This window comes from Luteimonas sp. FCS-9 (assembly GCF_001014645.1).
Classification (GTDB): Bacteria; Pseudomonadota; Gammaproteobacteria; order Xanthomonadales; family Xanthomonadaceae; genus Luteimonas.
This window is the reverse complement of record NZ_LASZ01000006.1, coordinates 23,155-42,111: the sequence shown is the minus strand read 5'-3', so window position 1 is coordinate 42,111 and position 18,957 is coordinate 23,155. Positions and strand designations below refer to the sequence as shown.

17 protein-coding genes are annotated in these 18,957 nt (G+C 71.8%); 9 read left to right on the top strand and 8 right to left on the bottom strand.

Annotated features, from left to right (window positions below; genetic code table 11):
* Positions 1–22: 22 nt before the first annotated feature.
* Positions 23–1,873 (bottom strand): autotransporter domain-containing esterase, encoded by a 1,851-nt coding sequence (locus WQ56_RS07055; RefSeq protein ID WP_047136394.1) that lies wholly within the window; start codon positions 1,871–1,873, stop codon positions 23–25.
* 175 nt (positions 1,874–2,048) lie between these two features.
* Here WQ56_RS07055 and thiS point away from each other — a divergent pair, with 175 nt between their 5' ends.
* The 4 genes from thiS to WQ56_RS07035 all read left to right on the top strand — a co-directional run bounded on the left by thiS (position 2,049) and on the right by WQ56_RS07035 (position 6,039).
* Positions 2,049–2,249 (top strand): sulfur carrier protein ThiS, encoded by a 201-nt coding sequence (gene thiS, locus WQ56_RS07050; RefSeq protein ID WP_047136393.1) that lies wholly within the window; start codon positions 2,049–2,051, stop codon positions 2,247–2,249.
* Between the two features lie 251 nt (positions 2,250–2,500).
* A complete protein-coding gene (locus WQ56_RS07045; RefSeq protein ID WP_047136392.1) occupies positions 2,501–3,301 on the top strand; it encodes a thiazole synthase in 801 nt (266 codons plus the stop codon).
* Positions 3,302–3,311: 10 nt separating this feature from the next.
* A complete protein-coding gene (gene trmB, locus WQ56_RS07040) occupies positions 3,312–4,046 on the top strand; it encodes a tRNA (guanosine(46)-N7)-methyltransferase TrmB (protein WP_047136391.1) in 735 nt (244 codons plus the stop codon).
* Positions 4,047–4,188: 142 nt separating this feature from the next.
* The gene (locus WQ56_RS07035) at positions 4,189–6,039 is read left to right on the top strand and encodes an SLC13 family permease (protein WP_047136390.1); all 1,851 of its coding nucleotides are present in this window, start codon (positions 4,189–4,191) and stop codon (positions 6,037–6,039) included.
* Here the strand turns inward: WQ56_RS07035 and WQ56_RS07030 are convergent.
* Positions 6,036–6,395, bottom strand: coding sequence for a Rieske (2Fe-2S) protein (locus WQ56_RS07030; protein WP_047136389.1), 360 nt, complete (start codon positions 6,393–6,395; stop codon positions 6,036–6,038). The two genes, WQ56_RS07035 and WQ56_RS07030, sit on opposite strands and share 4 nt — an antisense overlap.
* Before the next feature lie 77 nt (positions 6,396–6,472).
* Here WQ56_RS07030 and WQ56_RS07025 point away from each other — a divergent pair, with 77 nt between their 5' ends.
* The 4 genes from WQ56_RS07025 (at position 6,473) to WQ56_RS07010 (ending at position 9,531) form a co-directional block, all read left to right on the top strand.
* Positions 6,473–6,769 carry a hypothetical protein gene (locus WQ56_RS07025; protein WP_047136388.1) on the top strand — a complete coding sequence of 99 codons (297 nt, stop codon included), beginning with the start codon at positions 6,473–6,475 and terminating at the stop codon, positions 6,767–6,769.
* Positions 6,770–6,800: 31 nt separating this feature from the next.
* Positions 6,801–7,526: a fumarylacetoacetate hydrolase family protein gene (locus tag WQ56_RS07020; RefSeq protein ID WP_047136387.1), complete on the top strand. Its 726-nt coding sequence runs from the start codon at positions 6,801–6,803 to the stop codon at positions 7,524–7,526.
* Between the two features lie 36 nt (positions 7,527–7,562).
* Positions 7,563–8,000: a large-conductance mechanosensitive channel protein MscL gene (gene mscL / locus WQ56_RS07015; RefSeq protein WP_047136386.1), complete on the top strand. Its 438-nt coding sequence runs from the start codon at positions 7,563–7,565 to the stop codon at positions 7,998–8,000.
* A gap of 94 nt (positions 8,001–8,094) precedes the next feature.
* The gene (locus tag WQ56_RS07010) at positions 8,095–9,531 is read left to right on the top strand and encodes a M20/M25/M40 family metallo-hydrolase (protein ID WP_047136385.1); all 1,437 of its coding nucleotides are present in this window, start codon (positions 8,095–8,097) and stop codon (positions 9,529–9,531) included.
* 209 nt (positions 9,532–9,740) lie between these two features.
* Here the strand turns inward: WQ56_RS07010 and WQ56_RS07005 are convergent, their stop codons facing one another.
* The 5 genes from WQ56_RS07005 to WQ56_RS06985 form a co-directional block, all read right to left on the bottom strand.
* Positions 9,741–10,511, bottom strand: coding sequence for a TrmH family RNA methyltransferase (locus WQ56_RS07005; protein ID WP_231583370.1), 771 nt, complete (start codon positions 10,509–10,511; stop codon positions 9,741–9,743).
* 116 nt (positions 10,512–10,627) lie between these two features.
* Complete coding sequence (locus WQ56_RS07000; protein WP_047136383.1) at positions 10,628–12,118, bottom strand: alanine/glycine:cation symporter family protein; 1,491 nt, start codon at positions 12,116–12,118, stop codon at positions 10,628–10,630.
* Between the two features lie 157 nt (positions 12,119–12,275).
* Positions 12,276–12,818, bottom strand: coding sequence for a GNAT family protein (locus tag WQ56_RS06995; protein WP_197076449.1), 543 nt, complete (start codon positions 12,816–12,818; stop codon positions 12,276–12,278).
* Positions 12,819–12,906: 88 nt separating this feature from the next.
* Positions 12,907–16,041, bottom strand: a complete 3,135-nt coding sequence (locus tag WQ56_RS06990) for an efflux RND transporter permease subunit (protein WP_047136381.1) — start codon at positions 16,039–16,041, stop codon at positions 12,907–12,909.
* Positions 16,038–17,153, bottom strand: coding sequence for an efflux RND transporter periplasmic adaptor subunit (locus WQ56_RS06985; RefSeq protein WP_231583369.1), 1,116 nt, complete (start codon positions 17,151–17,153; stop codon positions 16,038–16,040). The genes WQ56_RS06990 and WQ56_RS06985 overlap by 4 nt, the downstream gene beginning before the upstream one ends.
* A gap of 174 nt (positions 17,154–17,327) precedes the next feature.
* Between WQ56_RS06985 and cysK the strand changes: the two genes are divergently transcribed.
* On the top strand, positions 17,328–18,287 hold the full coding sequence (cysK, locus tag WQ56_RS06980) for a cysteine synthase A (protein ID WP_047136380.1): 960 nt from the start codon (positions 17,328–17,330) through the stop codon (positions 18,285–18,287).
* Between the two features lie 18 nt (positions 18,288–18,305).
* On the opposite strand, the gene WQ56_RS06975 is transcribed toward cysK, so the two are convergent.
* The gene (locus WQ56_RS06975) at positions 18,306–18,770 is read right to left on the bottom strand and encodes a hypothetical protein (RefSeq protein WP_047136379.1); all 465 of its coding nucleotides are present in this window, start codon (positions 18,768–18,770) and stop codon (positions 18,306–18,308) included.
* Positions 18,771–18,957 lie beyond the last annotated feature (187 nt).

Below are 18,957 nucleotides of genomic sequence, written 5' to 3'. Positions count from 1 at the left end.
CGGCGCGCCGGGTGCGCGGCGGTCAGAAGCCCGCGCCGAGGGTCGCGAACACCGTGGCGTGGCTGCCGGCCTTCTGGCCGACGGTCAGGCTTGCGCCGACGTTGGCGTCCAGGCCGAACAGCCGCGCCTGGGTGCCCAGCGTCGCGGTGCCGTAGCTGCGGTCGTAGCCGCGCGCCGGGACCGCGTAGTCCAGCGTCGCGGGCAGCGACTGGGCGCGCGCCCAGGCCTGGGTCGGCGCGTCCTCGAACTCGCGGTCGACGGTCAGCCGGGCGTAGGGACGCACGCCGCCGTCCGCGGCGTAGGCGAACTGCCAGCCGGCGCTGCCGATCAGCGAGTCGATGTCCTGCGAGGGATAGGCCAGCGACGTCGACACGCCCGGATCGCTCTCGGCGAAACCGTCGACCTCGATGCGCTGGCCCACGAGTGCGACGACCGGACCATGCTCGAACGGGCCGTCGCCGAAGTTCCAGCCCGCGTACAGCGCGGCGGTCGTGTTGCTGCCGTCGGCCTGGCCGCTGTGCACGCGCGTGGCCGGGCCGATCTGCACGGCGCGGTCGGTATCGAAGTCCAGCCAGCTGTAGCTCAGCTGCAGGTTGACCCAGCCGCCGGCCTCGGCGCGCCAGTGTGCGAAGCCGCCGACGGTCGCCTCGCCCTGGTCCCAGCTGCCGCGGCGCAGGCCCCAGTCGTTGCCCTGCCGGCCGTAGCCGACGAAGCCGCCGAAGGTGGTCGCGCCCGAGGTCCAGTCCAGGCCCGCGGTCAGCGCCGGGCCGACGCCGTCGTAGGCGTCCCCGTGGTCGTAGCGCTGCGTGTCGGCGCGCACGTCGGCCCACCAGCGGCGTCCCTCGACCGGCGCCGCGGCCAGGCTCATCCGGTTCGCGACGCGATCCGCGCGCGCGCGGCCGGTGGTCGCCGCCGATTGCGGCAGCACCGCGATCTGCTGCGGACCGTCGATCATCGAGACCGCGAGGTCGGCGATCAGCGCCTGCGCGCGGCTGGCCGGGTGCACGCCGTCGGCGAACAGGTAGGTGTCGGCCGCATCGGGGACGACCAGCGAGTTCGGGTTGCAGAACAGCGACGAGTCGCCGGCCGGTGCCGGCTGGGTGCGGCAGGCGACCGAGGTGACGTTGGCGAAGCCGTAGCGCGACGGATCGGCGACGACCTCCTGCAGGAAGTGAAAGGTGTCGACCGGGATCACCCGCAGGCCCTGCGAGGCCAGCCCGCCGTACAGCGCGTCGTTGTAGGCGGCCGACAGCGCGGTGCCCTGGGCCATCGCCGCCGCGCCGCCGGCGCGCGACTGCGGCGTCAGGCCGATGTCCGGGATCGCCGGGACCAGCACGTAGCGCGCGCCCGCGCCCTGCAGCGCGCCGACCAGCCCCACCTGCGCGGTCACCGCCGCGCCGACGATCTGCTGCGCCTGTCCCGGGTTGGCGGCCACCGCGAACAGGTCGTTGGCACCGCCCCAGACCGAGTACAGCGCGTCGGCGTCGGCGCGGCCGCCGTTGGCCGCCAGGTACGTGCGCACCTGGGTCGCCAGCGACGGCGTCGCGCCGAGCGCGCCGACGCTGTCGATCGCGACACGGGCGCCGCCGACCGCGTAGTTGTCGCCGGTCTGGCCGTTGCCGTTGGCGCTGGCGTCGGTGCCGTAGCGGTCGGCGACGTGCTCGGCCCAGGTCAGGCCGGGATTGGTCGTGAAGCGGCCGAGGATCGCGCCCTGCGGGCCGATCGCGCCCACGACGACCGGCTGGAAGTAACCCGCATCGCTCAGGCTGTCGCCGAAGAACACGGTGCGGGAAAACGTGTCGGCGGCGAGCACGGGGACGGCCGCGGCGGCGAGCGCAACGGCGAGGGCGGCACGGATCGGCCTGGACGACATACGGGGTCTCTCCTCGAAAAGGGCGGCGATTATCCGCGGGTTGGCGACCGGGCCCCGTACGGGACCGCATTGCCGCGATGATCCCGCCGCGCGTCCGCCACGGCACGCCGCACTGCGGCATGCCGGCGCCGCCAAGTGACGTGCGCCGCGGCGCGCGAACGGGGACAATCGCGGCATGAACATCCGACTCAACGGCGAAGACGCCGACATCGATCCGGGCAGCACGATCGCCGCGCTGCTGCAGGCCCAGGGGCTGGGCGGGCGCCGCGTGGCGGTGGAGATCAACGGCGAGATCGTCCCGCGCGGCCGGCACGACACCCACGCGCTGGCCGACGGCGACCGCGTCGAGATCGTCCACGCACTGGGCGGGGGGTGAGCGAATGCGCTTGTCCGAGCCATCCGGCTCGGACGCATTCGCGAACGCCCGCACACGGATGTGCGGGCCGGACGACCCGGCGCCAGCACCGCCCCGCCAGGGACGGCCACCAACACCCATTTCGTGTCGGTGCGCTGATCCGATGCCATCCGGCATCGGATGCGGGGGCGAACGCCGCCTCCCACGAACCGCACGCGAATGCGCCGCCGACGCGCCCGGCACACCCGCGCCGCTTGGGCGATAATCCAGGGATGAGCATCCCATCCCCCTCGCGCGACGCCGGCCTCGTCGTCGCCGGCAAGACCTACCGTTCCCGCCTGCTGACCGGCACCGGCAAGTTCCAGGATCTCGAGCAGACGCGCCTCGCGACCGAGGCGGCCGGCGCCCAGATCGTCACCGTCGCGATCCGCCGCACCAACATCGGCCAGAACCCCGGCGAGCCCAACCTGCTCGACGTACTGCCGCCCGACCGCTACACGATCCTGCCCAACACCGCTGGCTGCTACACCGCCGAAGAAGCCGTGCGCACCTGCCGCCTGGCACGCGAACTGCTCGACGGCCACAACCTGACCAAGCCCGAGGTGCTCGGCGACCAGCGCACGCTGTTCCCCGACGTGGTGCAGACGCTCAAGGCCGCCGAGCAACTGGTCGCCGATGGCTTCGAGGTCATGGTCTACACCTCCGACGACCCGATCCTGGCCAAGCGCCTGGAGGAGATCGGCTGCGTGGCGGTGATGCCGCTGGCCGCGCCGATCGGCTCGGGTCTGGGCATCCAGAATCGCTACAACCTGCTGGAGATCGTCGAGAACGCGAAGGTGCCGATCATCGTCGACGCCGGCGTGGGCACCGCATCGGACGCGGCGATCGCGATGGAACTGGGCTGCGACGGCGTGCTGATGAACACCGCGATCGCCGGTGCGCGCGACCCGGTGCTGATGGCCTCGGCAATGCGCAAGGCCGTCGAGGCCGGTCGCGAGGCGTTCCTGGCCGGGCGCATTCCGCGCAAGCGCTACGCCAGCGCGTCGTCGCCGGTCGACGGCCTGGTCGCCTGACCCGCGCGCGATGACCGACCCGTTCTCCAGCGAAGGCGCCAAGGCGCCGCCCAAGCCGTTCACGGTGACCGAGGGCCGGCGCGAGGTGCGCAGTTTCGTGCTGCGTCAGGGCCGTTTCACGCCGGCGCAGCAGCGCGCGTTCGACGACGCCTGGCCGCGCTTCGGCCTCGACTACGCCGGCACGCCGCGCGACCTCGACGCCACGTTCGGGCGGCAGGCGCCGCGGATCCTGGAGATCGGCTTCGGCAACGGCGAGGCGCTGCGCCATTCGGCGCGCATGGACCCCGCGCGCGACCACATCGGCATCGAAGTGCATGCGCCGGGCGTGGGCCGCGTGCTCAACGGCCTGGCCGAGGACGGCAGCGACCACGTGCGCGTGTACCACCACGACGCGGTCGAGGTGCTGGGCAACGAGATCGCCGACGGCGCGCTCGACGAGATCCGGATCTACTTCCCCGACCCATGGCACAAGAAGCGCCACAACAAGCGCCGGCTGGTGCAGCCGGCATTCGCCGCGCTGCTGGTGCGCAAGCTCCACGCGGGCGGCCGCCTGCACCTGGCGACCGACTGGCAGGACTATGCCGAGCAGATGTGGGACGTGCTCGACGCCACGCCCGGCCTGCGCAACCGCGCCGGCCCGCGCGGTTACCAGCCCCGCCCTCCGTGGCGGCCGCAGACGCACTTCGAGAGCCGCGGCCTGAAGCTGGGCCACGGCGTCTGGGATCTGGTGTACGACCGGGATTAGGGATTGGGGATTCGGGATTGGAACAGGCACTCGATCGCTCGTTTCCACCACCACATGCAGTCGGCATGAGGACGCTGCACGTGCCGCGGCGATCGGCCGCTGAGCCCCAATCCCGAATCCCCAATCCCCGGGCCCGACCGTGATGGACACCGGGCTCGCGCTCACCACCGACATGAAGATCGTCCTGGCCCTGGTGGGCCTGACGATGGTGCTGTTCCTGTTCCAGCGCGTGCGCGCGGACCTCGTCGCGCTGGTAGTGCTGGTGATGCTGGGCCTGACCGGGCTGGTCGCGCCCGAGGACGTCTTCAACGGTTTCTCGTCGAACGCGGTGATCAGCGTCATCGCGACGATGATCCTGGGCATGGGCCTGGACCGCACCGGCGCGCTCAACCGCCTCGCCGGCTGGCTGCTGCGACGCGCCAAGGGCATGGAGGACCGGCTGCTGCTGCTGACCGCCGCCACCGCCGGGCTGAACTCGTCGGTGATGCAGAACCCGTCGGTGATGGCGCTGTACATGCCGGTCGCCGCGCGGCTGGCCTCGCGCTCGGGCCTGCGGCTGGCGCAGATCCTGCTGCCGGTGTGCGTGGCGATCGTCATGGGCGGCGCGCTGACGATGGTCGGCAACTCGCCGCTGATCCTGCTCAACGACCTGCTGACCGCGGCCAATGCCAACCTGCCCTCGGGCGCGGCGACGCTCGAATCGCTGAACATGTTCGCGCCGCTGCCGATCGGCCTGGCGCTGCTGGCGGCGGGGCTCGCCTACTTCCACTTCTTCGGCAACCGCCAGCTGCGCGAACTCGGCGACGGCGGCGACGGCCCGGTCACGCCGGCGCGTACGCAGAGCTACTTCGCCAGCGCCTACGGCATCGAGGGCGACGTCTTCGAACTCGTGGTCACCGCCGAGAGCCCACTGGTGGGCATGACGTTCGCCGAGGCCGAGGCGATCCACCACGCGCCGCTGCTGCTGGCGCTCAAGTCCGAGAACGAGTCGCGCCTGGCGCCGCCGGCCGACTCGCGCATCTGGGTGGGCAGCGTGCTCGGCGCGATGGGCCCACGGCAGCAGGTCGCCGACTTCGCGCAGAACCAGTTCCTGCGCATGAGCACGCGGCTGCGGCACTTCGGCGACCTGTTCAATCCCAGCCGCGCCGGCATCGCCGAGGCGGTGATCCCGCCGACGTCGAAGTTCATCGGCAAATCGGCCGCCGAACTGAGCCTGGGCAAGAAGTACGGCGTGCGCCTGCTGGCGATCAACCGCGACAAGACCGTGCTGCGCGAGAACGTGCGCAGGATGACGCTGCGCGCCGGCGACATGCTGGTGCTGCACAGCATCTGGCAGGATCTCGCCAAGACCGCCAAGTCGCTCGACTTCCTGATCGTCACCGACTACCCCAAGGGCGAGCAGCGGCCGCACAAGTTCAAGATCGCGATGGCGATCTTCGCGGTGACGATGCTGATCGCGCTGTCCTCGCGCATCCCGACCTCGGTGGCGCTGATGACCGGGGTCGCCGGCATGCTGGTGTTCGGCGTGCTGAAGATGGACGAGGCCTACGGCGCGATCAACTGGAAGACGGTGTTCCTGATGGCCTGCCTGATCCCGCTGGGCTGGGCGATGGACTCCAGCGGCGCGGCCGCCTGGGTCGCCGGGCACACGATCGAACAGCTGCCGACCGGGCTGCCGGTGTGGTTGCTGGAGATCGCGGTCGCGTTGCTGACCACCGCGTTCTCGCTGGTCATCAGCCACGTCGGCGCGACGATCGTCGTCGTGCCGCTGGCGATCAACCTCGCGCTCGCCGCCGGCGGCAACCCGACCGCGTTCGCGCTGATCGTCGCGCTGTCGGCCTCCAACAACTTCGTCACCCAGTCCAACCCGGTGATGTCGATGATCATCGGCCCGGCCGGCTACAAGGCCCGCCAGCTGTGGCGGATCGGCCTGCCGATCTCGCTGATGTACACCGCGATCGTCGTGCTGATGGTCAACCTGCTGTTCCGCTAGGCGCGCGGCGCCAGCCGCACGCGCCCATCCACGAGGCGCACCGCGACCGCGCGCAGCGTCTCGCCCTTGCAGGGCCCGGCGACGCACATGCCGTCGGCGGTGCGGAAGCTCGCGCCGTGCGCGGCGCAGACCAGGTGGCCATCCTTCGAGAGCAGGAACCGGCCCGGCGCCCAGTCGAGCCGGCGGCCGGCATGCGGACAGACGTTGAGCCACGCGCGCACCTGGGCGCCGTCGCGATGCAGCACCAGCGATTCGGCCTCGCCGTCGACGACCGCCTCGGCTTCGGCGAAGCCGCCGTCGTCGATCGCGTCGAGCGCGACCAGCGTATCGTCGTCACATGGATTTAACGAAGGCATTACAACTCCCGGAAGCCGTCGACCGATACTGGCGATCTCGGCCGTCCGGCCATTGTGTCACGAGTGCTGCAACCGCCATGTCCAACGCCTTCTTCCGCGACCTCCATGCCCGTTTCGACGCCTCCGGCGTCCGCGCGGTGTTCGCGCCGCGCAAGCCGCGGCACCCGCTGTTGCGGGTGGCGCTGGGTCTAGTGGGCGTCGCACTGCTCGCGGTGCTGCTGGTCGCCGGGCTGTTCGTCGGCGCGGCGATGCTGCTGTTCGGTCTCGCGCGCCGGCTGCTGGTGCGCGGCGCCGCCGCGCCGGCCCGCGACGGGCGCGTCGTCGAGGCCGAGTACCGGGTCGTGCGCAACCGCGACCAGCCCCTGCTGCGCTGAGCCGCGACAGTCCCCTGCCAGACCTGAGCCGATGACCGATCCGTCGTACGACGTGGTGCCCGCTGCGGCGCCGACCCGCCTGCCGGTCCGCGGCGGCGGCCGCTTCCCGGTGCGCCGCGTGTACTGCGTCGGCCGCAACTTCGCCGACCATGCCCGCGAGATGGGCGCCGAGGCGCCGGACTCCAAGGCCACGCGCGGCACGCCCGTGTTCTTCGCCAAGCCCGCCGACGCGGTGGTCACTTCCGGCGAGGTGCCCTATCCCAGCGCCACGCGCGACCTGCACCACGAGGTGGAGCTGGTCGTCGCGATCGGCCGCGACGCGCCGCCCGGCGAACTGCCGGTCGACACCGCGGCCGACCTCGTCTACGGCTACGCCGTGGGACTGGACCTCACCCGCCGCGACCTGCAGGCCGCCGCCAAGGCCAGGGGCCTGCCCTGGGACGTGGCCAAGGGCTTCGACGCCTCGGCGCCGGTCGGCGAACTGGTGCCGGCGGCGGAAATCGGCGTGCTCGCGCCACGGACGCTGTCGCTCGAGGTCAACGGCGAGGTGCGCCAGTCGTCGACGCTCGCGCAGCTGATCTGGGACGTGCCCGAGATCCTGCACGAATTGTCGAAGCTGTTCGCGCTGCGCGCCGGCGATCTGGTGTTCATGGGCACGCCGGCCGGCGTCGCCGCGCTGCAGCCCGGCGACGACTGCGTCGCACGTCTCGACGACGTGCTCGCACTGCACTGCAGGGTCACTCCGGCGTCGCTATAGTCGTCCGCGCATTTCCCCACCAGCGCAGGAGACACCATGGGCATACTCGCCGAGTTCAAGGAATTCGCCGTCCGCGGCAACGTCATCGACCTGGCGGTCGGCGTCGTCATCGGCGCGGCATTCGGCAAGATCGTCACCGCACTCGTCGAGAACCTCATCATGCCGTTCATCGGTCTGCTGACCGGCGGCATCGATTTCTCCAGATGGGCGATCACGCTGCGCGAGGCGCAGGTGAACGCGGCCGGCGAGGAAGTGCCGGCGCTGGTGCTGGGCATCGGCAACTTCGTCAACACGATCGTGCAGTTCGTCATCGTGGCGTTCGCGATCTTCATCGCGGTGAAGTTCATCAACAGCCTCAAGCGCAAGCACGCTGAGCAGCCCGCGGAGAACAAGCCGGTCGAGCCCAGCGAGGAAGTGAAGCTGCTGCGCGAGATCCGCGACGCGCTGCGCAGCCCCGACACGCCGGTCACCTGACGGCCGCGCCGCCGGGACGTCCGGCACATCGCATCTGGGCGGGCCGCGGGCGACAATGCCGCGGCCCGTTCCTTTTTCACGCCGGAGACCGCGCATGCGCCCTGCCCCGCTTCTGAACGTCCTCGCCGTCGCCCTGCTGTCGGGCGCGCTGCTGGTCCCCGGCGCGGCCCGCGCGCGCGATGCCGCGGCCGCGCCGGTCGCGCAGGCCTCGCTCGATGCCGCCGCGCAGTTGCGCGAGCGCGCGCTGCAGGACGCCACCGCGTACCGGCTGATCGAATCGCTGACGACCGAGATCGGCCCGCGCCTGCCCGGCAGCGAAGCCGACGCGCGCGCGGTCGAATGGGCCAAGGCGCGCTTCGCTGCGCTTGGCTACGACCGCGTCTGGACCGAGCCGGTGACGTTCCCGAAATGGGAGCGCCGCAGCGAGCGCGCCGCGGTGCTCGGCGCGCATGCCCAGCCGCTGGTGCTCACCGCGCTGGGCGGCAGTCCGGGCGGCGAGGTCTCGGCGCAGATCGTGCGCTTCGACAGCCTGGCCGCGCTCGAGGCCGCCGACCCGGCGACGCTGCGCGGCCGCATCGCGTTCGTCGATGTGCCGATGGCGCGCTCGCGCGACGGCAGCGGCTACGGCGCCGCAGGTCCGGTGCGCAGCCGCGGGCCGTCGATCGCCGCGCGCAAGGGCGCGGCCGCCTATCTGATGCGCTCGATCGGCACCAGCCCGCATCGCGTGGCCAACACCGGCATCACCCGCTTCGACGCCGACGTGTCGCCGATCCCCTCGGCCGCCCTGTCGCTGCCCGACGCCGACCAGCTCGCGCGGCTGCTGCGGCTGGGGCCGGTCGAGGTCGCGCTCGCACTCGACTGCGGCTGGAACGGCGAGTACACCTCGCAGAACGTCATCGCCGAGCTCACCGGCCGCGAGCGTCCGGAGGAGATCGTGCTGATCGCCGGCCACCTCGATTCCTGGGACCTGGGCACCGGCGCGGTCGACGACGCCTCGGGCGTCGGCATCACGATGGCGGCCGGTCACCTGATCGCGCAGCAGCCGCAGCGCCCGCGCCGCAGCGTGCGCGTGGTCGCGTTCGCGAACGAGGAACAGGGACTGCTCGGCGCGCGCGCCTATGCGCAGGCGCACGGCGGCGCAGACGCGATCGCCCGGCACGTGATCGGCGCGGAGAGCGACTTCGGCGCCGGCCGCATCTACGCCTTCAACACCAGCGCGCCGACCGGCCAGCGCGCGACCAGCGACGCGATCGCCGAGGTGCTGCGCCCGCTGGGCATCGACTACCTGCAGGACAAGGGCGGCCCCGGCCCGGACATCTCGCCGCTGGCGGCCAAGGGCGCCGCCTGGGGCTGGCTGGGCCAGGACGGCACCGACTACTTCGACCTGCACCACAACGCCGACGACACCTTCGACAAGGTCGATCCCGACGCGGTCGCGCAGAACACCGCCGCCTACGCGGTGTTCGCGTGGCTGGCCGCGGAGTCGGCCGAGAGCTTCGGCAGCGCACCGAAGGCCGACACCACACCCTGAGCGCCTTGCGCCTGTCGGCGCGCGATCATGCGTTCCCGGCAAAGCCTCTCGCGCGCAAGCGCGCGCCTACGACGGGGATCGAGTGTCCCGGCAGCGCCGTTCCTGTAGGAGCGCGCTCGCGCGCGATCGGGCGTTCCCGGCAAAGCCTCTCGCGCGCAAGCGCGCGCCTACGGCGGGATCGCGTGTCCCGGCAGCGCCTTCTCGCGCGCCTACGGGGCCGCCGGTACCTGCTGGCGCCACTGCGCCAGCAGCACCGCGGTCGCCGCGGCGACGTTGAGGCTCTCGACCGCGCCGGTGCCGGGGATCCCCAGGCGCAGGTCGCAGGCCGCCGCGAGGTCGGCATCCATGCCCTCGCCTTCGGCGCCGAGCACGTAGACCAGCCGGTCGGGCAGTCGCGCGGCGAACAGATCGTCGCCGCCGCGCACCACGGTCGCGGCCAACTGGAAACCGGCGCTGCGCAGCTGCGCCAGCGCGTTGTCCTGGCGTCCCAGGCGCACGAACGGCAGCGCCTCGGCACCGCCCTCGGCGACGCGCGCCGCAGCGCCCGACAGTGCCAATGGCGAGGTCGCCGGCAGCAGGATCGCCGAGACGCCGAAGTGCGCGGCCGAGCGCAGGATCGCGCCAAGGTTGTGCGGATTGCCGACGCCGTCGAGCCACAGCGCGCATCGTGGCCCGTCGGCCACCGTGCGCAGCCAGTCGCCCAGGCCCAGCGGCGGATCGCGCAGCACGTCGGCGACGATCCCCTCGTGGTGGGCGCTGGCGGCGAGCTTGCGCAGGTCGTCCTCGGCGACGACGCGGTAGCCCACCCGATTGGCGGCGCACCATTTGAGCAGCGGCTGCAGCTGCGGAATGCGCGCCTCCAGCAGGTAGACCTTGCGGATCGCCTCCGGCCGCCTGGCGAACACCGCCTCGACCGCGTTCCGCCCATAGAGCCGCAGTTCCCGGTTCGCGCCTTCGCCCTCCGGTGCGGCGGCCGGCACCCGCGGCGCGGCCGGCGGCGCCGTGCGTGCGCGGCCCGCCCACGGGCCGTCCCGGCCCGGCGCGACCGGAGGCCGCCCACCGGCCGGTCCCCGCGGCGGACGGCGTTCGCCGCCGGTCACGGCGCGCGCCGCCAGAAGCCGGCGTTGCGGATGCCGAGCTTGTCGGGATCGAACACCGGGTCGAGCCCCTGCTTCTTCTGGACCTCGTAGTCGCGCAGCGCCTGCAGCGCGGGCTTCTGCAGGATCAGGATCGCGACGATGTTGAGCCACGCCATCAGGCCGACGCCGATGTCGCCGAGCATCCACGCCATCTCGGCGCTGCGCACCGCACCGAAGATCACCATGCCCAGCAGGGCCAGGCGCAGCAGCAGCGTGCGGCCGGGACGCGGCAGGTGGTTGTTGAGGTAGGTCAGGTTGGTCTCGGCCATGTAGTAATAGGCCATGATCGTGGTGAACGCGAAGAAGAACAGCGCGATCGCGACGAAGATCGCGCCCCAGCCGGGAATGATCGACTCGATGCCCGCCTGCGCGAAGCCGGACCCCGGCTCCACGCCCGGGAGTGCCTGGTGCAGCATCGCGCCCTCCGGGCCGATCACGTTGTACATGCCGGTCGCCAGGATCAGGAACGCGGTCGAGGTGCAGACCAGCATCGTGTCGAAGTAGATCGCCCAGGCCTGCACGTAGCCCTGCTTGGCCGGGTGCGAGACCTCGGCGGCCGCGGCGGCGTGCGGACCCGTGCCCTGGCCGGCCTCGTTGGCGTAGATGCCGCGCTTGACGCCCCACTCCACGGCCAGGCCCAGCATCGCGCCGAAACCGGCGTGCACGCCGAACGCGCTTTCGAAGATGATGCGGAACATCGTCGGCACGAAGTCGTAGTTGATGACCATCACCGTGACCGCAGTGAGGATGTAGGCCATCGCCATGAACGGCACGACGAGTTCGGCGAACGCGGCGATGCGCTTGACGCCGCCGAAGATGATCACCGCCAGCATCAGCGCCACGACGACGCCGATCCCCGCCTTGAGCGCGATGCGTGCGTCCATGCCCATCCACTGCCCCGACAGGTCGCCGCAGATCGCGCCCCCGGCGCAGGCGTTGGCGATGCTGTCGGCGATCGCGTTGGCCTGCACGCCCGGCATCAGCAGGCCCGCCGCCACCAGCGTCGCGAACGCGAACGCCAGCGCGTACCACTTCAGCCCCATCGCCTTCTCGATGTAGTAGGCCGGACCGCCGCGGTAGCGGCCTTCCGCGTCCTTCTCCTTGTAGATCTGCGCCAGGGTGCTTTCGACGTACGAGGTCGAGGCGCCGAGAAAACCCATCACCCACATCCAGAACACCGCACCCGGGCCACCGAACGCGATCGCGGTGGCGACGCCGGCGATGTTGCCGATGCCGATGCGTCCGGCCATCGACATCGCCAGCGCCTGGAACGAGGACACGCCGGCGTCGGACTTCTGGCCGGTGAACGTGAGCCGCGTCATCTCGACGAAGCCGCGCACCTGCATGAAACGGGTGCGGATCGTGAACCACAGGCCGGCGCCCAGGCACAGCGCGATCAGCGCCTTGCTCCAGATCAGACCATTGAGGGCGGTGAGTAGCTGATCCATCGGTCTGGCTCCGGGCTGGCGACGGGGGACGATGCCGCGAACGACACACGAAAGTCCGATTTTCCATGATCGAGGGCCCGAATGCGACGCACTGTCGCACCTGCCGCCGCCCACGCGCGCGGGCGGGGCCATGCTCGGGCTCGGGCGGAGTCCGCGCTCAGGCGCCGGCCCGCTCGCGCAGCAGGCCGAACACGCGCAGGTCGTGCAGGCCTTCGGGCTTGCGCACCGCGCCGCGCAGGCGGCCTTCCTCGACGAAGCCGTTGCACACGAGCACCCGCGCCGAGGCCGGGTTGAGGTCGAGCACGTTGGCCTGCAGCCGCGTCAGCGCCAGCGCCTCCATGACCCAGGGCACGTAGGCCGCGACCACGCGGCGCATGATCCCGCGGTTCCAGTGCACGCGCGCCAACCAGTAGCCGAGCTCGGCCGAATGCGCACGGTCGCCCGTTCCCTGCCGGGCATCGATGCTGCCGCAGGCCTGCCCGTCGATCTCGATCGCGAGCACCGGGCCCGACAGGTCGACGACGCGGCCGGCGAGGAAGGCCTCGCCGTCGGCGCGGGTGTAGGGATGCGGGAAGCGGTCACTGAGCCCGCGCACGACCAGCGGGTCGTCGGCGTGGAGCAGCAACGCCTCGAGATCGGCGTCGCACCAGCGCCGCAGCACGAAGCCGTCCCCCTCGATCCGCACGTCGTCCCAACGCATCCCCATGCTCCATCCCCTAACCCGAGGTCAGAGTGCAGCGTCGCGCACGCAATTGCACCCCACCCCGGGCGTTGTTTCCCGGGGCGGATCAGGCGTGACCGCCGACTGCCGGGGTCTCGGCCTCCAGACGCTCGAGCTCCTGCGCCAGCGCCTCGGGCGAGCGCGTGAACGGCGCGAGCAGCGCGTAGAAGGCGGGGACCACGAACAGCGACAGCAACGTCGAGAACGCGACGCCGAAGATGATCACGATGCCGATCGTCGCCCGGCTCGCCGAGCCCGGGCCGCCGGCCACGACCAGCGGGATGGCGCCGACGATCGTCGCGGTCGACGTCATCAGGATCGGGCGCAGGCGCACCGCCGAAGCCTCGGAGATCGCCTCGCGCACGCTGCGGCCCTCGTCGCGCAGCTGGTTGGCGAACTCGACGATCAGAATGCCGTTCTTGGCCGCCAGGCCGATCAGCATGACGATGCCGATCTGGCTGAACAGGTTCAGCGTCCCGCCGGTCGCCCACAGGCCCAGCAGCGCGCCGAGCACCGCCAGCGGCACGGTCAGCATGATCACCAGCGGGTGGATGAAGCTCTCGAACTGCGCGGCCAGCACCAGGTAGACGATCATCAGCGCCATCGCGAAGGTCAGCAGCACCGCGCCGCCGGCCTCCTGGAACTCGCGGCTCTCGCCCTTCCAGTCGATCTGCGCGTAGTCGGGCAGTTCCTCGGCGGCGGTCTGGCGCGTCCACTCCAGCGCCTCGCCCATCGAGTAGCCGGGTGCGAGACCGGCGCTGATCGTGATCGCGCGCAGCCGGTTGAAGCGGTTGAAGCTGCCGGGCTCGGCGATCTCGCTGAGGGTGACCAGGTTGGCCAGCGGCACCAGCGCCTCGTCGCGCCCACGCACGTAGGTGTCGGCGAGGTCGGCCGGGTTCATGCGCCGCTCGCGCCCGGCCTGCAGCAGCACGTCGTACTCCTCGCCGTTGTCGACGAACGTGGTCACCTGGCGCGAGCCCATCATCGTCTCGAGCGTGCGCCCGATCTCCTGCACCGACACGCCCAGGTCGGCCGCGCGCTGGCGGTCGATCTCCACGCGCATCTGCGGGCGCGTCTCCTTGTAGTCCGAGTCCGGATCCTGGATGCCGGGGTTGTCGCGCATGCGCGCGAGCATGCGGTCGCGCCACTGCGCGATCTCGGCGTAGTCCGGGCCACCGAGCACCAGCTGGTAGCGCTGGCCGCGGCTGCCGACCAGGCCGCCGGGCACGTTGGCGCGCACCTGCACGCCGGGCAGCTTGGCGAACTCGGCGCGCAGCGTCTCGACGACGTCGACGGTGCTCTCCTTGCGATCCTTCCAGTCCTGCAGGAACACGATCACCTGGCCGGTGTGCATGTCCTCGCTGCCGCCCCACCCGCGCGGCACGCGCGAGTTGGCGCGCGCGATCGGCTGGTCGTCGCCGACCAGCGGCGCGAAGATCGCCTCGACGTGCTGCATCTGGCCGACGGTGTAGTCGAAGCCTGCGCCCTCGGGGCCGTCGACGCCGACGAAGAACCGCCCGCGGTCCTCGGCCGGCGACAGCTCGCTGGGCACGCGCGCGAACAGCAGCATCGCGGCGGCCACGCACACCGCGATCGCCGCGGCGAGCAGCAGCAGCAGGCGGCCGGCCGGCAACGCCACCAGGCCGTCCACGCGCCGGCCGTACCCGGTGCCCAGGCGCGCCAGCTGCCGGTTCATCCACGCGTTGAAGCCGCGCTGCTTGGTATGCGGCCGCACGAGCTTGGAGCACATCATCGGCGTAAGCGTCAGCGCGACGAACGCCGACAGCGCGACCGCGCCGGCCAGCGCCACCGACAGCTCGCGGAACAGCCGTCCCGAGTTGCCCTCCATGAAGCCGACCGGCAGGAACACCGCGACCAGCACCGCGGTCGTGGAGATCACCGCGAACGCGACCTGCGCGGTGCCGCGGCGCGCGGCCACCAGCGGCGGCTCGCCGAGGTCGGCGCGGCGCTGCACGTTCTCCAGCACGATGATCGCGTCGTCGACGACCAGGCCGATGCACAACACCAGCGCCAGCAGGGTCAGCAGGTTGATCGAGAAGCCGAACACGTACAGCGCGATGAACGCGGCGATCAGGCACACCGGTACCGTCAGCGCCGGGATCAGCGCCGCGCGCAGGCTGCCCAGGAACAGCCAGATCACCAGGAACACCAGCGCCATCGCCTCGCCCAGCGTCCAGTAGACGCGGGTGATCGCCGCGTCGATGAACACGGTGTTGTCGGAGGCGACGAAGATTTCCGTGCCTTCCGGCAACGTCTGCTGGATGCGCTCGGCTTCGGCGCGCGCGGCGTGCGCGACGTCGAGCGCGTTGGCGGTCGAGGTGCGCACGATCCCCAGGCCGACGTTGGGCACCGAATTGCTGCGCATGTACGAGCGCCGTTCGGCCGAGCCCAGCTCGATCTGTGCCACGTCGCCCAGGCGCACGACGTAGCCGTCGCTGCCGCGGCGCACCGGGATCTGCGCGAACTGCGAGGGCTCGCGGAAGCCGCGCTCCACGCGCAGCGTGAAGTCGCGGGTCTGCGACTCGATCCGGCCGGCAGGCAGCTCGACGTTCTCGGTGCGCAGCGCGTTCTCGATGTCGGAGGCGGTGATGCTGCGCGCGGCCATCTCGTCGCGGTCGAGCCAGATGCGCATCGCGTAGCGGTGGCCGCCGCTGAGCTGCACGCGCGCCACGCCGTCGAGCGACGACAGCCGGTCGAGGATGTAGCGGTCGGTGTAGTCGGTCAGCTCGAGCGTGTTCATCGTGCTCGAACGCAGGTTCAGCCAGACGATCGCGTCGGCGTCGGCCTCGACCTTGGAGATCTCCGGCGGGTCGGCCTCGATCGGCATGCGGTCCATGACCCGGCTGATTGCGTCGCGCACGTCGTTGGCGGCGGCCTCGATGTCGCGGGTCAGGTTGAACTCGATCGTGACGTCGGAGCGGCCGTTGCGGCTGCGCGATTCGATCGTGCGGATGCCCTCGATGCCCGACAGCGCGTCCTCCAGGATCTGCGTGATGCGGGTCTCGACCACGGCCGCCGAGGCGCCCGGATAGCTGACGTCGACCGAGACGATCGGCGGGTCGATGTTGGGCAGCTCGCGCAGCGTCAGCCGGGTGAACGCCATGATGCCCAGCGCCACCAGCAGCAGGCTGATCACGGCCGCGAACACCGGCCGCTGGATCGAGACGTCCGACAGCTTCATTGCACGTCGTCCCGGGGCACGTCGGCGTCTTCGGCCGGTTGCGCCTTGGCCTCCTGCACCGTGCCTTCGACGATCTTCATGCCCGGGCGCAGCTTGCCGGTGCCGTCGAGCACGATGCGATCGCCCGGCGTCAGGCCCTCGACCAGCTCGGCCAGACCGTCCTGGCGGACCCCGACCTCGACCGGCGCCTGTTCGACCGTCTCGTCGTCGCGCACGCGATAGACGAACGTGTCGCGGCCGACCTGGATCACCGCGATCTCCGGCACCATCAGCGCCTGGCGGGTGCGCTGCTGCAGCCGGACCTGGATCAGCATGCCCGGGCGCAGCCGGCGGTCGGGATTGCCGAACGCCCCGCGCACCGTCACCGCGCGGGTGTTGGGATCGACGCGTGCGTCGATGGTCTGCACGACGCCCTCGAAGTCGTCGGCCGGGTACGCGGCGCTGCGGCCGAACACGCGCTGGCCCGGGGCGATCGCGGCCAGTCGGGTCTCGGGCACCGGGAAGTCGATGTAGACCGTCGAGATGTCGTCGAGCGTGGCGATCGGGGTGCCGGGCGTGACCAGCGCGCCCGGGCTGACCTGGCGGATGCCCAGCACGCCGGCGAACGGCGCACGGATCGTGCGGTCGCCGACGTTGGCGCGGTTCTCGGCGACGTTCGCGCGGGCGGCGTCGCGGGTCGCGCGCAGCGTGTCGAGCGAGGCGCGGGCGATGAGCTGCTGCTCGACCAGCCCCGCGCCGCGGCGGTACTGCTGCTCGGCCTCGATCGCCGCGGCCTCGGCGGCCTCCAGCGCGGCCTGCTGCTGGCTGCCGGTCAACGTGACCAGCACCATGCCCGCGTCGACGTCGTCGCCGCTGTCGAAGTGCACCCGCTGCACCGTCTCGCTGACCTTGGCGGTGAGCATGATCGACTCGCGCGCCTGGACCGTGCCCAGCGCGGCGACGGTGTCGTTCCAGTCGCGCAGTGCGGCGACCGTCGTGGTCACCGGCACCGCCCCGCCGCTCTCGGCCAGTGCGGCGTCCTCCGGACCGCCGCACGCGGCGAGCGCCGTGACGAGGAGGGCGACGAGCGCGCACAGCGCGGTGCCGCGGCGGCCTGGGGCATGCTCGGACAAGGGGAAGACCCTGAAGCGGTGAAAGCGCCGGAGTGTACCCGCTGGATCGTGACGCCGACCGTGCCATCGGATGGTGGCGAAAAAACAGCGTTCCATGTCAACGCATGGCCCGCCGGCGCGTTTTGCCGCAGTCTGGACGCACCGCGCTCCGCGCCTCCACCGGGACCCGCCTCCATGGCCCTGTACGACAGCATCCTCGACACCGTCGGCAACACCCCGATCGTCCGGCTGAACAGGCTGGCGCCCGCCAACGTCGCACTCTACGCCAAGATCGAGTCGTTCAACCCGGGCGGCTCGGTCAAGGACCGCCTGGCGCTGGCGATCGTCCTCGACGCCGAGCGCCGCGGGCTGCTCAAGCCGGGCGACACGATCGTCGAGGCGACCTCCGGCAACACCGGCGTCGCGCTGGCGATGGTCGCGGCCGCGCGCGGCTACAAGTTCGTCGCCACGATGGTCGAGACCTTCTCGATCGAGCGCCGCAAGCTGATGCGCGCCTACGGCGCGAAGGTGATCCTGACCCCAGCGGCCGAGCGCGGCACCGGCATGGTGCGCAAGGCCCGGGAACTGGCCGAGCAGCACGGCTGGTTCCTCGCCAGCCAGTTCGCCAACCCCGCCAACCCGGCCTACCACCGCAACACCACCGCGGCCGAGATCCTGCGCGACTTCGCCGGCCGCCGGCTCGACCACTTCGTCACCGGCTGGGGCACCGGCGGCACGCTGACCGGCGTGGGCGAGGTGCTCAAGGTCGCCCGTCCCGAGGTCAAGGTCACCGCGGCCGAGCCGGCGGGCGCGGCGCTGCTGCAGGGCAAGGACTGGGCGCCGCACAAGATCCAGGGCTGGACGCCGGACTTCGTGCCCGAGGTCCTCAACCGCGACATCGCCGCCCAGGTGCTGTCGATCGACGACGGCGTGGCGGTCGAGACCGCGCGCCGGCTGGCCGCCGAGGAAGGCATCTTCGTGGGCATCTCGGCCGGCGCGACCGCCGCCGCCGCGCTCGAGGTCGCCAGGACGGCGAACGACGGCGACGTGATCCTGACGATGCTGCCCGACACCGGCGAGCGCTACTTCTCCACGCCGCTGTTCGCCGACGTCAACGAGGGCTCGGACGACGACTGGCTGGCCGGGCTGCCCTGACCCCTGCCGCAGGCGCGCTCAGCCGAGCCAGATCGCCAGGCCCACGGCGAGCGCCACCAGCAGCACCACCCAGACCAGCCAGCCGTAGCGGCCGCTGTCGCCGGGCGCGACCGTCTCCTGGCGCGCCTCGCGCAGCAACGGCGAGGCGTGCCGGGACACGGTCCGCCGGGCGGCGTCCTCGTCGAGTGCCGGGTCCAGCTCGCGCAGGCGCCGCGCCGCGTCCTCGGTGTTGCCCGTCGCGATACGCGCTGCAACCTCGCTGGGCAGGGTCGCCTCGCCGACCGGCCGTGCGCCGGTCGACGGCCGGTCGGAGGAGATCTCGCCGCCGCCTGCCGAGGCCAGCGCCTCCACGGCCGTCTTCGCCTGCCGCAAGCCGACCCCTGGATTGGCGTCGACGAGCGTCTTGATCGCCTCCACCTTGCGCCCGCGACGCAACTGGTCGTGGACGCCGGGCGGGACATGCAGCGGTGGACGGTCGCGCATCGGAAGTCTCGATCCGTGAAAAGGCCGGCGGCCAGCATGGACCAGGCGATGTGATGCCGCGATCCAGCCGCCGGGCGGCCGATGCCCAGACGACGCGGCTAGCGGCCCCCGCCTGCGGGCCGATCCGTCCCCAAACCCATAACGCGAAACGCCGGCACGAGGCCGGCGTTCCGTGGAATCGAGCGGC